Genomic DNA, 15,603 nt, shown 5'->3' on the forward strand with positions numbered 1-15,603 from the left:
ATTCCTTTGTCGTTAAAACAGGCCACTGGATTCAGAAATTACATCGTCGAGCGCTTTATCAACTTTAACGTAAATTTCATGTTTTATTTTGACGTTTAGGTTAATAGTAATAGGCTCTTTAGGTGCTGCGACCTGTACCGTCGGGGTACACCCCAGAACGAATAAAGGCACGCTTATTAATAACAATAATCGTTTCATATCATTCCCTGTTTAGTTGATTTTCTGCTGCACTCGTTTACGGATAACATCGTTCAGGCTATTACTTATTTGCAGCCCTTTTATCAATGCGGGCAGGTCTTCCTCTAAGCTTACGTTAAGCTCAACCGGACGTCCATTTTCAAGCTCCGGGTTAGAGCCTTTTAGCTGTACTGCTAAGGTCAATTTACCATTGTCATTATAGTCAACGGTTGTAGACAGTTGATCATAATAGAAGTTACCCAATACGCCTGCCAAAGTCTGTAAGCTGGGGTTACTGCCAGCAAGTTGAACCAGAGCGGATGAATCTACCTGAAGGTGACCACCGGGTGCCAGTGCATCCAGATAACCTCTTTCTATCGTTAAATCGTTAGAATCCCAGTAAACAGGGATGGTTCCTGAAACCTTACCATCTATGGAAATTTTGTTGCTTGGATATTGACGCATGAGTTCACCCAGCGAAATTTTTTCGAACACAACGGGCAGTACAAAGCTGTCGGTTAACGAGTAACCCTGGTTGGGAATGCTTATGCTGCCACCAAGAGCTTTAATGGTGTGACTGGTTAAATCGAGAGTGGATTGCATAGGTTGTTGAAAGGGCAGTTGGGCTCTAAATTCAGCGGTGATTGGCCCCAGTGCAAAACCTTGTTGCACGCTACCAATGTTAAGTTGCGCGTTATTAACCTTAAGTTGTTCGTTATTGGCAGTGAAACCAAAATCAATATTGCTATTAACCACAGATAAGGTATCAAAAACCCAGTCACCTTGTTGAATCTCTAGTTGCCCCTTATCGAGGTGCCAGCGGTTATCATTTATGGAATAAGTGACATCGGTTTGGCCACTAATAGCTGCTTTACTGACAACAAGCTGAGGCGCTAAATTCGTCAGCAGGGTGTCCAGTTGTGGAAGTTGCTGCCAGTTGAATTTGCCAACTTCAATTTTGCTCTTTAGCCGATCAGAATTAATTTGGCTATGGTGTGCCACTTTTATATGGTCACCGAGTACGAGCTCTCCGTCACTTGTCAGTTGCTGTTGTTGATATTGAAATTTACTGTCAAAAACGGCTTCGAGGTTCCGTATCGGTTCGAAATTAATCGCGTTGCTGTGAATGTTAAGGTCAAATTCTGCAAGCGCATTATGAGGTTCGGAGTACGGATAATAAATTTGATTGAAGTTCAGTATGGCTAGGGCGTCGTTTTCGAAAGCATTAAGCTCAATGCGGGTTGGCTTAGTACTGTGGAGTTCGGCAGCTGTGGTCGAGACTGTTCCTGCAAATTGTGAGGTGAGTTTGCTTATCGCCATTGATTGCCCGGCAACTGGAAACTTAATGCTGTCCGCACTTAGTTGTACATAATCGAGATCAAGCGAGTTAAATTGCCATTTTTTTTGTTGTATCGATAACTCAGACGCGAGGCGAATTGTTTTGTTTTTTTCACCTTTAGCTACAGCATTTAGCTTTAGAGGCCAACGAGCTTTATTAACAGCCTGCTGAGCATTAGACAATGAAACGCCCAAGCTGTCGCGGCTGTTGAGCTCCCAGGACAACGACGACAATTGCAGTGGTAGATCGTACTCGATTAACGACGCTAAGTTTTCAGTATCACTATTCAGCTCGAGTCGATAAGACTCCATAATACCCTTACTCAAATTCAGCTGAAGCTCACCTGTTGTCGTTGTGGTAGTGTCGGTCACCTTTATTAAAGTGGGCTGCTTAATCGACACGACAAGCTCGCCCGACAATTCAGCAATAAGACTCTCCAATGTTGCTGACTCAATATAAGGTGAAAGAATACCGTTCCACTTCGCATCAACCGACACTGGTTCGGTTGTTATTTTGTCTGCAAACTGTTGTGCCGCTAAAAGATAACTACCACCGGCTTTAAGCTTCCCTGAGTTGTAGTCATAATTAGCCTGTAACAGGGCGTTGTCGTAGCGAGCTTTCAGTTTTACCTGGTTATCTTGTCGAATAACTCTCACATTAGCGACAAGTGGCTGCTGGCTATTGAGCTCTAACCGCAATTGCTGCTTGTTTATCAGTGAAAGACTTGCAGAGACGCTTTCAGGCAATAGCCGACCTTTCAATTGTAGCGACTTAATATCAATGCGTTCTGGTAATAAAGTCGGCATTTCCATTGAAAGTATCTTTGTGAGGTTTACCGCTGCAGTGGGACTGGTGCCTTCCAATTCGGGTACAGAATCAATTGCTACTTCCAGCCGTTTAATCACAATGTGGCTGGCAGTCAGTTTCTCAAATTCAACTTCCCAGTCAGTAACACCAGCTAATTTCAGTTGCTGGTTTAAATACAAGTAGCCGAACAGTGCTATAGCAAACACAATGAGAAGAAGCGTGAGAAGCATGGAGCTACCAAATGATATTACCCGCCATAGCTTCATTTAGACATTATCCCTTTTAATAAACGATGTTCTTTAATTTATCGCTTTGTCACTGTAGTCAGCACTGATACGCTCTTCAAGATAAAGTCGGGTTAACCGGCCTGGCGTATAGTTAAATTCACTCTACAGCGTCCGGTTAATGGGTGCATAGCCTCCTTAAGCTGTTGAACGCCATGATACCTCAAGCGATCTCTTCCTCCCCATACAAGCGCATCGGCATGCTGAAGACTGAATTTCTGATACTTCTCAGAGCGTTTAAAACCGCCCCACATAAAGGTGATAGGTAACCCAAAAGAAAAGGACACAATGGGCTTTTCAAAGTCCGTCTCATCTTTATCCTGATGGAGTCCCATTTTTGCTCCGGGTAAATAAACGTTGATAAGACAGGCGTCTGGCTGAAAATCGGCAAACCCTGCGAATGTTGCTGCCTCTATTGCTTTGCTTCTAATGAGAGAGGGCATTTTTGGCCAGGCCGCCTTGGTGACTGGGTCGGTCTTTTGGTATCGATAGCCCCCTCTATCACTCAGCCAGCCATACTCGCCGCAGTTACTACTTTTAACCGACATTTTATGCCCGGCAGGTGTTTGCAAATGACGTAAAGGGGAGCGCCTTAAGACACTACGAACCTCAGTTAACAAGGCATCGTCATTTTTAGCTAAAAACTGATGAAACAATATTGCCTGCTCACTGATATTCAAACGCAGCGATTCAGAACCTAAGTTGCCGAATAAATCGAGAGAGGTCATGTCTTTGCTAAAGGTAAGCTCATCAAAAGGCGGTCTTCACCGGGGCCCAAATAATCTTTAACAGCCTCAGTAACACAAAAACCGAACTTTTCATATAAACGAACGGCTGGTTCGTTGTCTGGAGCGACACTGAGATCGAGCCGTTTACACTGCAGGGTTTGAGCCAGGCGTATCGACTGTTGCAACAACTGCTTACCTAAACCTTGCCCCTGGAAATCTTTTCCAATCAGTAAAGACATAAGTGTTACGGCATTATCAGACAGAGGCGCTATAAGACTGTAGCCAGCCACTTTGCCGTCAACTTTTAGCGATAAGAACGTGCTGGGCCACTGCTGCAAAGCCTGGTAGAAAAACAGAGGAGGGTAAGCCTGGTTTGAGTAGAGCTGCTTTTCCATAAAAGCCAACTTCGCAACGTCGTCATAGACTGTATTCGTGATGGTAAATTGGCTTTTCGAACTGTCTGTTGCGGTGAGCGAACCGACGCATAAGCGACAATCTTGCTCTGCGGGGGCTGAAGCTTCCACGTAACGTAGTTTGTGAGACGCTTGTTCGCGGTTACTGGAAACTTGGTATATACGTTCTCTTGAAGTGTTTTTATCAGTCATGAGGTTTTTGTCGGCGCTTTCCGTTAATCATTGGACGAATGAGTTCTATTTTACCTAAATAAGCTGTAATGAATACGGCAATAATGTGAATAATAACAAGCGCGAAAATGATATTGGCGGATATGCCATGCAGTGAGGTTAAAAAGCTGTCCCCATACAGTGCATCGATCTCTTCACGAAGAAAGCCAGTAACAGCCTGAACTAAAAACAGAACTAGAATGGCAAACACCATCAGGCCACCGAGTGGGTTATGGCCCTGTTCCTGTTTCATTTTTCGTTGTTTTAGCTCATAAAAGTGATTCTTGATACCCGAGAATGAGGGAAAGAAATTTTTGAAGCGCGCATTGGGAGGTCCAATAAAACCCCAGACAATACGTACCATAACCAAAGCTGCGGCAGTGTAACCTACAGCTTGGTGGATGCTGCTGCCATGCTCTAGGAAAAAATAGTTCAGACAAAAACACAGTACCAACAACCAATGGAAAGCTCTGATAAATTTATCCCAAATAATCATTGGTACTGCCTTCTTGCTGAGTTACTCGGTTTCTTGCTTAACAATACTGCCATCTACAGGATTAAAGTAAATTTCAACTTTCTGTTTGTTCTGGTTAAATCCGTAAATTTCATAACAGTTTCCGTCAGTTACTTTAAACTCGCTTATTTCATAACCTTGTTCTTTTAACGAATCTTGAAACTGCTCCTGCTCTAACCAGTTTTCTTTAGGCTCCATGGTGCACTGTGTCATACCTGACTCAGGGCTGCCGCAAGCCGACAAAAATAGACCGGTAGCCGCAATAGCTGATAATTTAAGAAGTTGGTTCTTCATAAGACCTCCATTTTGAATAAAACTTAGAATCAAATGTAGCAACTTCAACCGAATAAGGCTAACGCTCTGTTTACATTAAAATGGTAAAACCCAGCTCAACCATACAAAGTCCAGCCCGTCATTCGGGCGTTTGATATCGGCATTAGAGTAGTGGGTATACCCTAAAGTTACTCGTGCATCAGAACTTTGACTGTATTGCCACGAGAGTGACACCCGGTCTTCAAACTGAAACTGGGTAGATAACCGACGATTACCTATCTGAGTTTTATCAAAGTAGCTGCCGCCAATACCCGTTTCAACGAATAAGGGGCGTTTGTTTCCGGCTATTTGCCAGGAGAGAATAGGGCTAATGGTAAAAGCGGTAATGTTGTCCGCTGTGTTATTTGAATCCTGCCAGTGATTTAAAGCAGCTTCTAAATGAAGATCGGGTGAGCCTAACCAGGTGGGCATTTCTACCGGCAGATTGGTAATCCTATAACCCGCTCTTATGCCGCGTAACTGGTCTGTGGAATAGGCTCCAGCAACGTGAACCTCGTCTGCAAAAGATGAAAAACTCGATATTATTAGTACAACCAGTGATGCTCTTAACCACATATCACTCTCCAATAACCAAAAAGGGGTGATATTTTACATACAAACATGAATGTATGTAAAATGGAAAATGAGCTTTGGCTAACTGACTGCGCGTTTTTTAGTCTTTATTCAAGAAATTATCATTTGCAGCCACTTTATAAACGCAACCAGGGCTACTGGCTGCCTCTGTCGTTTGCGATAAAAGATGCTCAGTGGATACTGACAGGGCTGTGCGGAGTCGTTATAGACTTTTAAATTAGACAGTCCAGGCGTAATAAGACTACTGTCAATTAAGGCGATGGCTTGTTCGGCGGACGATAAGTCCAGTGACATTTGTACATCATTGCAATGAATAATACGTGTGGATTTCAATTGTTGACTGTAGGTCTTTAACATTGCCTGATGATCAGGGTTTTCAGGGTTTATTAACCAGGGCAGCTGGAAAGGTGAGTCATTGGTCTTAATGGTAGAAACCGGGACCATTTGATTTTTCTGTAGCACAAGGGACTGAATGTGCTTATCTGTGACCTTTCCATAACCAATGGCAAGATCCCAGCTTTGATGTTGTATTGCTGAAGCCATTTCTGCGGCGCTTTCATTAAAAAAGTACTCATTACAACGACTAAAGCTAAGTTGAATGTGCGGATACAGAGAATGAAAGTCGGCAAGTTTTGCCGCTAACCAAAAGTGCAGTTGCTCAGAACTGATTGCGACGTTTAACTGGGTTGTTGTATTGTCACTGAGGTTTCGGGTGCGCTCAATGGTACGCTCCAGTTGCTCAAATATTTGCTCAATTTGAGGGGCTAATTCCAGACCGACAGGAGTGAGCGAGTGAACCCGGTTGTCTCGCTGGAATAAACGGACTTCGAGCTGTTCTTCAAGGGTTTGTATTTGTCGGGTGACCGCAGATTGAGTTACCCCAAGCTCTTGCGAGGCTTGTTTAAAAGAGCCACTTCGGGCGGCGACATCAAACACTCTCAATGCATTTAATGAGGGGAGTTTAGTGTTTTTCATGTTGATTAATAGTAATCTGTAATTAATAAAAAGTAACTTTGATTCTGGCATCTAAAGTTGATTTGCGCAATAAGGAGTTTGTGTTGTCTTACTGGAGTGAGTTTTTAACTATTGCTTTGATCCACCTGTTTGCGGTCGCGAGCCCGGGACCCGATTTTGCGGTGGTTTCACGCTACAGCCTGAGTTTTGGTCGCAAGGCTGGTTATTGGGTGAGTTTAGGTGTGGCATCAGGAATCATTATTCATGTTACTTATTCTCTTATTGGTGTGGCGCTGATTATCCACCAGACCGACTGGCTCTATCAGACTCTACTTTGTGCCGGCGCATTGTATTTAGGCTTCATTGGAACTCAGGCCATTAAAGCTAAACCCAGAAAGGATATGTCCGATAGTGAATTGGCTGCTACCCAGCCGCGTAAGCGGAAAGCTTTTATTGTTGGTTTTATTACTAATGGCTTAAATGTTAAAGCGACAATTTTCTTTTTGACCTTATTTACCACTATTATTGCTCCGGAAACTCCTTTTGCTATCCAGTTTGGTTACGGTATTTATCTAATTGTTGCGACCGGTCTATGGTTTTTATTTCTCACCTGGTTGCTGACCCAACCGCGTATTTTTAAAACACTCTGGCACTACAGTCATTGGGTCGACCGTACCATGGGAGTCGCTCTTATTTTATTATCGCTAAAATTATTATGGGAATGGGCAAACCTGATAGAGCTTATCTGATAAGGCGTTTCAGGTTATACTGGTTGCAGTTACCGAAGAAGAGATGAGAACAGCTCACTATGCAGTTATTTGTGAATGATTTGACCGTTATTGATTGCTCTTACTTATGCCCGGAAAGGGGGGTAGTTGGTGAAAGCTGGATTGTCGATATCGTGCTGGATGGCGCGTTAAATGAACAATCTATGGTGCTCGACTTCGGTCGGGTGAAAAAGCAAGTTAAAGCCATTATCGATAATTCGGTTGACCATAAATTGGTTGTACCGGCCGAGCATTCGTATACAAAAGTAACGCACAACTCTGACGACAGCGCTAACTGGGTCGATTTTCTGCGCCCGGAACAAGGTTCTATTCATTTGTTTTGCCCGGCCGATGCCTTTGCCTTTATCGATGCCGATGTTGTTTCCATGGAGACAGTAACGGACTATTTGAAAGCCGTTATAAAGCGCGAATTACCGGTTAATGTCGAAGGTCTGCAGCTGTTTCTGAGACCAGAAAATATCGATGGCTTTTATTATCACTACACACATGGCTTGAAAAAGCACGACGGTAATTGCCAGCGTATTGCTCACGGTCATCGTTCAAAAATTCAAATTCGACTGGATAACATTCGCCAACCGGTGTTGGAAAAAGAATGGTCAGATAAGTGGGAAGACATTTATTTAGGCACTACCGAAGACGTCCGTTCAAAGACAGAACTGACGCTGTCCGAGCCAGCAACGTCTGCAACCAGCGACTTAACTCACACCTATTACAGCTATGTTGCGGACCAGGGGCTGTTTGAGCTTATTGTTCCGAATGCAGAGAACTTTGTTATAGAGACAGACTCAACAGTGGAGTGCATTGCGGATTTTCTGGCAGCAGAAATTAAATCTAAGCATGCGGGTCAGGCTGTAGAGGTTCGCGCCTTTGAAGGGGTAGGAAAAGGAGCAATAGCCTATGCGTAAAATGATTGTTGCCGCTGCTTTAGCGCTGTGTTCGGTGAATGTGGCCTCGGCCGATGTATCTTTGCCGTTAGAAATAAAGGGCTCATTGACTCAGGGGGCTTTAATTCTCGCTAAGTCTGAACCCGGTGTTACCGCAACACTGAATGGCGAAGCTCTGCAGGTAACGGAGCAGGGTTATATTGTTTTTGGTTTTCCGCGCAAGGCTGAGTTAGAAAACACCTTAGTCGTTAGTAAAGGCGAGAAAACTATCACTAAAGAACTCAAGCTAGAGCCTCGTGAATACAAGATTGACCGTGTCGATGGCGTACCGCAAAAAACCGTTACACCAGACCCGGAGCAAGTAAAGCGAGCCAGAAAAGAAGCGGAAAAGGTTTGGCTGGCCAGACAAAAAGAAACCACACGAACGGACTTTTTGACTGTAATTACTAAGCCCGCCGAAGGCCGCATTAGTGGTGTTTACGGTAGTCAGCGAATTTTTAATGGCGAGCCCCGTAATCCGCATTATGGGGAAGATATTGCAGGGCCAACAGGAACTCCCGTTAAAGCGCCGTGGCCGGGTGAGGTTGTTCTGGCTGAACCTGATTTATTTTACTCAGGCGGTACCATCATTATTGAGCATGGCTATAAAGTGAACACAACCTATTTGCACCTCAGTGAACTGCATGTCGAGGTTGGTGACAAAGTTGAGCAGGGCGACTCAATTGGTGCTATAGGTGCCACAGGCCGTGCTACAGGACCTCACCTGGACTGGCGGGTTAACTGGGGAAATGAACGGTTAGATCCGGCCTTACTCCCCCAGCTTTATCAGGATTAACCGGAAGGCGTTAACCAGCCTTTCAGCTTATCTGGTTGTTCTACGCTTAAAACATAGCTGCTTTTAGCGGGCTCTTGCCAGGTAAGCTCCAGTGTCATTAGCTCGTCGCGGCGAAACGCATGAATCGTCACCGTATCTCCGGGAATATAGCGCTCCAGAATTCGTTTAACCGACTGCTCGGTTACCTGCAAATGGTCAATTGCGATGATTTTGTCGCCTGCAGAAAGACCTGCGTGATAAGCGCTTTCATCATGGTACACGTTAAGAACGTCAAGACCCTGCGATGACGCTTTGTACTTAGCTCCAAAGTTTACACGCGCAGGGTGTTCCGAAGCTTTTCCACCAACGCTGTTATCATCAACGGGCACCTGTTTTTGAACCATAACGCCAAAGTTTTGCAGTAACGTCACAAGCGACAGCGATTCCTTGTTGTATAAGGCGTCTTTCAAAAAGTCGGAAACATCGATGCCGGGATACTGATTTAGCCAGTTAATAACCGTGTCGTCTGCTGTGCCAATGGATGTTTTACCAAACTCATGCCAAAGCTCTTTCATGACTCTTGCAAGCGTCAATTTATGGTTGGATTGCAGACGTAACATGAGGTCGAGGCTAAGCGCAATTAAAGCACCTTTCGCGTAATAGCTGACAATGCTGTTCGGCGCATTTTCATTTTGCTGATAAAACTTAGTCCAGGCCAGAAAGCTCGACTCTGTCACACTTTGTTGATATTGCCCGGCACCACGCTCAACCCGCGATAGGGTGTCGCCCAAGAGCTTTAAATAACGCTTTTCATCAATAATGCCGCTGGTGTGCAGAAGGTAGTCGTCAAAGTAGGACGTCATACCTTCGTAGAACCAGAGTTGCTCAGTGTACGACTCTTTCTCCAACTGATAAGGAAGAAAAGCCTGTGGTTTCAGAGTTTTTATGTTCCAGCTGTGGAAGTATTCGTGACAACACAAACTCAAAAAGGTCTGATAGTCATCATTCATTTCGTATTGATGAGCGCTGATTAGATCTTTACGGCTGCAAAGCAGTGCGGTTGAGTTTCTGTGCTCCAGTCCGCCAAAGCCATTTCCTACCACCATAGTCAGGAAGGTATAAGACTGAAAAGGTGCTTCTTCAAACAGACTAATTTGAGTTTCGCAAATTTTTGCTAAATCGGCGGTTATACGCGAGGTGTCAGCATTATGGCGGCCGCTTAAAACCAGAGAATGCTTAATGCCGTGAGCAATAAACTCCTCAATGGTTAAGTCTCCAATTAAAAAAGGGTAATCGATTAACGCATCATAATTATCAGCCAGGAAGCTTCCCCAGGAATGTGCTTGTCCATTTTTCCGGGGCATTCCGGTTGCGACCTTCCAATGTGGGGCTTGTGGTGGCGCATGCAAATGCAGTTCACAGGGAAGGTCAGTTTGACCCTCTACGGCAAGGCACAGGCTGGTATTATTAAAGAAGCCCTGAAACTGATCCAGATAAGCCGAGCGAACAGATAAGTCCCAGGCGTATACCTGATAGTGAACAGTAACAGGATGTTTTGAGCGATCCAGTTGCCAGCGATTCTTACTTACTTGCTCAACCGCCAGAGGATGGCCGTTACTTTCGGCGTGCAAGCCGACAATGTGCTTACTAAAATCCCGTATTAAATAACTGCCCGGAATCCAGTTAGGTAACCAGAGTTCCTGCTTATCGTTAGTTTGCTCAATAGTGAGAGCGACATTAAATAAATGCCCATGTAAATCGATGGGTGTTATATCGTAAGCAATCAAGAGGTTCTCCTTTGCTTGACACAGCCTGACAACTAGCGATCATAGTAACATATTGATTCATCGCAAAGAGACCCCTATGCCAAGCAAAATTTCGCAGCTCGTCACAGGCCAGAAAATAGAAGTTCAAGTGTCCAATTCGAACGTTCCTGCTCGGTTTTATTCGGAGTTTATCGGCGCCGTTAACGAGCGCTGGGTTATCGTTAATATGCCCGATGCGCGTAAATACAGCGAGATGCGAGATCTTTTGCAGGAGAAAACCCCGGTTATTGTCCGTTTTGTTCTGGAAAACGAAAATGGCGAAATTTGTGCGTTTCGCAGTGAAATAAGTTATGTCATCTCTCACCCAACCAAGATGCTTTTTATTACGTGGCCAAATCAGGTTGAGCATCGAGTTATTAGGAAAGGGCGCAGGTTTGATGCCTTTTTACCTGCTTCAGTTTCAGGGCAGTCAATAAAAGGTGAGGAGAAGACTTTCAGAGGGCACGTGCTGGATGTATCAGAAAGTGGGTGCCGCCTTAAGCATGAGAAGCCAAAAGGTAACATAGACGAACTTTGGGAAAATGGCAGCAAAATTGCTCTTAAAATAGAACAGAAAAATAATGGTGACTTAACCCTTAAAGCTATAGTCCGGCAAATAAAGCCAGTAGACGACCAGCTTGAGTTGGGTGTGCAATTTATGGGGAACCAGAAAAACGAGGTTAATTCACTTTTTTCCGGAAGTCTGGTGGATATTGACGAATTATCGCGTTTAGAGTCCTCAGTCTAATGGAAAAACCGATAAAAACTCAGTGGCAATTATTGATGGATAACCGGAATCGATTTTTCTGGTTACTGCAGGCGGGAGGCTGGATAGGTTATGCGTTGGTGAACTACATAGGGTCACTAATGCATGAAATGCGGGATATTTACACCCTCATTATTATTTTAGGTGCTTATGCTGGCTTTTTAAGTACCATTCCGCTCCGCTACTTGTATCGGCGTATATGGGAGTTTCCTCCGGCGTTGATGGTCTTAATTGCCATTGTGGCTTCTTATATTACCGCTGTAGCCTGGGCCATTGTCGATAACGCAACGTACTGGGAAATTTATAAATTTGGTTTTCGCCCGGACAGTCCCTTTTTCTATTTGAAAAACAGTTTGGCTAAGTTCTATATCATTCTTAGCTGGAGCGGGCTTTACTTTGGTATTAAGTATTATCAAATGCTGCAGGAGGAGAAGCAAAAAGCGTTACTGGCTTCATCTATGGCGCACCAGGCGCAGTTGAAAATGCTACGGTATCAGCTGAACCCGCATTTTTTATTTAATACCTTAAACGCAATTTCTACGCTTATTTTGCTAAAAGAGAATGAGAAAGCCAATTTGATGGTGAATAAACTGAGCCACTTCCTGCGCTTCTCTTTAGATAACGAACCAATAAAAAAAGTGACCCTGGAAAAAGAAGTGGACGCGCTGCTTTTGTACTTGGATATTGAAAAAGTACGTTTTGATGAAATGCTTGAAATTGATATTCATTTGTCAGATGAAACCAAGAGCGCCCTGGTACCTAGTTTAATTTGTCAGCCCTTAATTGAGAACTCAATTAAGTACGCCATTTCAAACGTAGAAGGGGTAGGGAAAATCAGAGTTCGTTCCTGGTCAGAAAGAGATAACCTGATTCTTGAGGTGTGTGATAATGGTCCGAAAATAGAAACAGACCCGGAAAAGCTATTTCGCAGGGACGGTGTCGGGCTTAATAACACTCGTCAAAGGCTTAAGTCCTTATACGGTAAGCAGTATCGTTTTGAAATGTTAAAGGGCGCTGAAAGCGGCCTTTGTGTTCGTATTACCATTCCGATGGAAATGTTGGAGAGTCAAAGATGAATCGATTGAAAACTCTGGTTATTGACGATGAGCCCCTCGCCAGAAAGGGCTTGGCTATTCGTTTACAGGAGTTTGAACAACTGCAGTTAATGCCTGAGTGCAAAAGCAGCAGAGAAGCGGTCGATGTCATTATCGAAAACAAACCTGATCTAATTTTTCTCGATATACAAATGCCTGGGCTTAATGGTTTCGAAGTATTAAAAGCCATTCAGGAAAAAGGGCATGAGTTGCCAACCGTGGTTTTTGTGACAGCTTATGACACATACGCTATCAAAGCCTTTGAGGTCAGGGCGTTAGATTATTTGCTGAAGCCCGTTGATGATAACCGCTTAGCAGAATGTGTTAATCGCGTTATAAGTGAACAGCAGACAGTTAACGACGAGCATCAGGATAAACTCATCAGTTTAGTTGCAGAAATCACTGGACAGGATACTCAAACGCTATTGGAGAAACTGGCATCGGGCGAAAATATCACCGCAGACCAATACCCGGACTATATCGCCATAAAGGACAGCGGTGAAATAACACGTGTTGCGGTCAAAGACATTAAGTGGATTGATGCTGCCGGAGATTACATGTGCATTCATGCTGGTGATGACACCCATATTCTGCGACGCACAATGAAAGAACTGGAACAAGATTTAAACCCTAAACTGTTTCAGCGGGTTCATCGCTCGGCCATTGTTAATATCAAGCAGGTTGAAAAACTCTGTAACCAGCAAAATGGTGAGTATCATTTACAATTGAAGAATGGTCAAAAACTGAAAGTAAGCCGTAGTTATAAAGACCGTATTAAACAACTTATTCTGAGCTAATCATGTATCGACTGCTGGCAGTAATAACCTTTTTAATCCTGATAGTCGGGTGCACAGCGAACCTTGGCTACAAGTTTGCTGACACTCTGGTTGAGTGGAAAGTAAAGGATTACGTTGACTTAACCGGTGAGCAGGAAGAGCTGCTAGCAGAGAAAGTTGATGAAATGCATCTTTGGCATGCACAAACTCAGCTCCCGTTGTACAGAAATGAACTAAAAAACCTGAGAGATAAGGTCGATAAGCAGACGCTGAACAAAAAAGATATCAGCGACTTTGAAGATAAGCTCTGGACGTTCTGGGATAATGTTTTAGTCCGAACAGAAGCAGAAGCGAGTTTATTAGCGACCCTTTCACTCAAGCAGCGGCAACAGCTCATTCGTCGATTAGAAGAGACGCAGGAAGACCGTTACCAGCGTTTTCAGGATGACCAGGAAGAAAACCCGATACTAAGAAGTTTGGATCGTATTTCGGAAGTAGAAGAGGACCTGGAAGGTATTATTGGTTCTCTGACTAAAGAACAGGATAAGTTATTACGCAGCTGGGTCGCTGACTCCCCTGAATTACGTGGACAATGGTTAAGCTATCGCTCAAATTGGTTAGGTGAATTTGAGAAAGCGTTGCTGAAGCAAACGATAGACGAAAATAGATTATCAGCATTAATTCTTGACCCCCAACAATTAAGAAGCGAAGAACTTCAGCAAAAAGCGGATGAAAACAGCCAGTTTCGCAAAGCGTTTTTATGGGATATGTATCAGAGCCTGACTGGGGAACAACGCAAAAAAGTGATAGAAAAGGCCGATGAATATATCGACCTTCTTGACTCTTTAATTGATGATTTTAACGATTAACGAACTTCTATCATCTTACAAGTGTTACTTGAGCCTACGGTTTCCATTACATCTCCGTGGGTCAGTATGATCAAGTCACCGGCTTTTATATGTCCACTCTTTTTCACTACCTCAATAGCTTCAGTTATCGGATTACTGACACTGGTAGAATCGAAATCTATAGGGTAAACACCACGGTACAAAGCTGATTTGTCGCGACTTTGCGGGTGGCGGGATAATGCAAATATGGGTAAGTGAGAAGTAATTCTCGACATAAGCTTAGCGGTAAAACCAGATTCAGTTAGCGCTATAATAGCCTTGACCCCGTTTAAGTGGGTGGCTGCGTACATTGCAGACATAGCCGTCGCCTCGGTAATACTGGAGAACATTTCTTCCAGATCCTGATGGCGCAACTGAGCGGTTGGATGTGTTTCAGCACCGAGGCATATTTCAGCCATGGCTTTTACCGTTGCTACCGGATGTTTCCCGGCAGCCGTCTCAGCCGACAGCATGACGGCATCTGTGCCATCCAGTACGGCATTAGCAACATCCATCACTTCGGCGCGGGTTGGCATTGGGTTCTCAATCATTGACTCCATCATTTGAGTCGCTGTAATAACCACACGATTTAATTGGCGTGCACGCGAAATAATCTGCTTTTGTTTACCCACTAATTGCGCATCACCAATTTCGACGCCTAAATCACCGCGGGCAACCATAACGGCATCGGATGCTCTGATGATGTCATCTAATGCATGCTCGCTGGCAACCGCTTCCGCACGTTCAATTTTAGCGCATAAGACGCCTTGTCCACCGGCTTCCCGGAGCAAGTGACGAGCCTGATTAATGTCATCGCCAGAACGGGGAAATGAAACCGCGAGGTAGTCGACGTTGATTTCTGCAGCCAGTTTAATGTCCGCTAAATCTTTTTCTGTTAATGCGGCAGCTGACAAGCCCCCCCCTTGACGGTTAATACCTTTATTATTAGAAAGCACGCCGCCAACGGTGACTTCTGTTTTTACCTGGCTACCATCAATGTTTTCAACTTTTAACTGGATACGACCATCATCCAGCAAAAGAAGGTCTCCGGGACTGACATCTGTTGGCAGGTCTTTATAGTCCAGGCCAACACGTTCCTGATCGCCGCTGTCTTTTCCAAGTTCAGCGTCTAAAATGAACTTATCGCCGACAGCTAACGTAATTTGTTTTTGTTGAAAGCGGGCAACCCGAATTTTGGGGCCCTGCAAGTCACCTAAAATGGCAATATGGGCGTTTAATTCCCGGGCAATTTTTCTGACCATAGAGGCGCGCTGCTTGTGATCGTCACCATTGCCGTGAGAAAAGTTTAAACGAACAACATTGGCACCGGCTTTAATTAGTTCTCTGAGTGTTTCTTCAGAGTCTGTAGCAGGTCCGAGAGTAGTCACAATTTTGGTACGACGAAGCATGCAAAACCTCAGCAAATTTACCCATGAATTTAAGCTTAAGTTTAGCAC

The 15,603-nt window shown here is 44.2% G+C and carries 17 protein-coding genes; 7 read left to right on the forward strand and 10 right to left on the reverse strand.

What is annotated here, in order from left to right; genetic code table 11:
* Nucleotides 1-12 precede the first annotated feature (12 nt).
* The 8 genes from U0358_RS06710 to U0358_RS06745 form a co-directional block, all read right to left on the reverse strand.
* Nucleotides 13-198: a YnbE family lipoprotein gene (locus U0358_RS06710; RefSeq protein ID WP_011234492.1), complete on the reverse strand. Its 186-nt coding sequence runs from the start codon at nt 196-198 to the stop codon at nt 13-15.
* 12 nt (nt 199-210) lie between these two features.
* A complete protein-coding gene (locus U0358_RS06715; protein WP_322405735.1) occupies nt 211-2,589 on the reverse strand; it encodes an intermembrane phospholipid transport YdbH family protein in 2,379 nt (792 codons plus the stop codon).
* 92 nt (nt 2,590-2,681) lie between these two features.
* Complete coding sequence (alkB, locus tag U0358_RS06720) at nt 2,682-3,335, reverse strand: DNA oxidative demethylase AlkB (RefSeq protein ID WP_317496895.1); 654 nt, start codon at nt 3,333-3,335, stop codon at nt 2,682-2,684.
* Nucleotides 3,332-3,940, reverse strand: a complete 609-nt coding sequence (locus tag U0358_RS06725; RefSeq protein ID WP_317496896.1) for a GNAT family N-acetyltransferase — start codon at nt 3,938-3,940, stop codon at nt 3,332-3,334. Before U0358_RS06725 ends, alkB begins: the two co-directional genes overlap by 4 nt.
* Nucleotides 3,933-4,454 (reverse strand): cytochrome b/b6 domain-containing protein, encoded by a 522-nt coding sequence (locus U0358_RS06730; protein WP_322405736.1) that lies wholly within the window; start codon nt 4,452-4,454, stop codon nt 3,933-3,935. The genes U0358_RS06725 and U0358_RS06730 overlap by 8 nt, the downstream gene beginning before the upstream one ends.
* A 21-nt stretch (nt 4,455-4,475) precedes the next feature.
* Nucleotides 4,476-4,766: a PepSY domain-containing protein gene (locus U0358_RS06735; protein WP_317496898.1), complete on the reverse strand. Its 291-nt coding sequence runs from the start codon at nt 4,764-4,766 to the stop codon at nt 4,476-4,478.
* A gap of 75 nt (nt 4,767-4,841) precedes the next feature.
* Complete coding sequence (locus U0358_RS06740) at nt 4,842-5,360, reverse strand: acyloxyacyl hydrolase (RefSeq protein WP_322405737.1); 519 nt, start codon at nt 5,358-5,360, stop codon at nt 4,842-4,844.
* A gap of 108 nt (nt 5,361-5,468) precedes the next feature.
* Nucleotides 5,469-6,353 (reverse strand): LysR family transcriptional regulator, encoded by an 885-nt coding sequence (locus U0358_RS06745; RefSeq protein WP_322405738.1) that lies wholly within the window; start codon nt 6,351-6,353, stop codon nt 5,469-5,471.
* 80 nt (nt 6,354-6,433) lie between these two features.
* Here U0358_RS06745 and U0358_RS06750 point away from each other — a divergent pair, with 80 nt between their 5' ends.
* The 3 genes from U0358_RS06750 to U0358_RS06760 are packed head-to-tail and all read left to right on the forward strand — an operon-like array spanning nt 6,434 to nt 8,839.
* Entirely contained in the window at nt 6,434-7,081 is a 648-nt protein-coding gene (locus U0358_RS06750; protein WP_317497195.1) for a LysE family translocator, read from the forward strand.
* A 59-nt stretch (nt 7,082-7,140) separates the two neighbouring features.
* Entirely contained in the window at nt 7,141-8,025 is an 885-nt protein-coding gene (locus tag U0358_RS06755; RefSeq protein WP_322405739.1) for a 6-carboxytetrahydropterin synthase, read from the forward strand.
* On the forward strand, nt 8,018-8,839 hold the full coding sequence (locus U0358_RS06760; protein ID WP_317496902.1) for a M23 family metallopeptidase: 822 nt from the start codon (nt 8,018-8,020) through the stop codon (nt 8,837-8,839). Before U0358_RS06755 ends, U0358_RS06760 begins: the two co-directional genes overlap by 8 nt.
* On the opposite strand, the gene U0358_RS06765 is transcribed toward U0358_RS06760, so the two are convergent.
* The gene (locus tag U0358_RS06765; protein ID WP_322405740.1) at nt 8,836-10,605 is read right to left on the reverse strand and encodes a M61 family metallopeptidase; all 1,770 of its coding nucleotides are present in this window, start codon (nt 10,603-10,605) and stop codon (nt 8,836-8,838) included. The two genes, U0358_RS06760 and U0358_RS06765, sit on opposite strands and share 4 nt — an antisense overlap.
* A 76-nt stretch (nt 10,606-10,681) precedes the next feature.
* On the opposite strand from U0358_RS06765, the gene U0358_RS06770 reads away from it, so the two are divergent.
* The 4 genes from U0358_RS06770 to U0358_RS06785 are packed head-to-tail and all read left to right on the forward strand — an operon-like array spanning nt 10,682 to nt 14,128.
* A complete protein-coding gene (locus tag U0358_RS06770) occupies nt 10,682-11,371 on the forward strand; it encodes a flagellar brake domain-containing protein (protein WP_322405741.1) in 690 nt (229 codons plus the stop codon).
* Nucleotides 11,371-12,465, forward strand: coding sequence for a sensor histidine kinase (locus U0358_RS06775; protein WP_322405742.1), 1,095 nt, complete (start codon nt 11,371-11,373; stop codon nt 12,463-12,465). The genes U0358_RS06770 and U0358_RS06775 overlap by 1 nt, the downstream gene beginning before the upstream one ends.
* A complete protein-coding gene (locus tag U0358_RS06780; protein ID WP_317496906.1) occupies nt 12,462-13,280 on the forward strand; it encodes a LytR/AlgR family response regulator transcription factor in 819 nt (272 codons plus the stop codon). The genes U0358_RS06775 and U0358_RS06780 overlap by 4 nt, the downstream gene beginning before the upstream one ends.
* A gap of 2 nt (nt 13,281-13,282) precedes the next feature.
* Complete coding sequence (locus U0358_RS06785) at nt 13,283-14,128, forward strand: DUF6279 family lipoprotein (protein WP_322405743.1); 846 nt, start codon at nt 13,283-13,285, stop codon at nt 14,126-14,128.
* On the opposite strand, the gene pyk is transcribed toward U0358_RS06785, so the two are convergent.
* On the reverse strand, nt 14,125-15,555 hold the full coding sequence (gene pyk / locus U0358_RS06790) for a pyruvate kinase (protein ID WP_317496908.1): 1,431 nt from the start codon (nt 15,553-15,555) through the stop codon (nt 14,125-14,127). The two genes, U0358_RS06785 and pyk, sit on opposite strands and share 4 nt — an antisense overlap.
* Nucleotides 15,556-15,603: the final 48 nt, after the last annotated feature.

The organism is Idiomarina sp. PL1-037 (assembly GCF_034422975.1).
GTDB lineage: Bacteria > Pseudomonadota > Gammaproteobacteria > Enterobacterales > Alteromonadaceae > Idiomarina.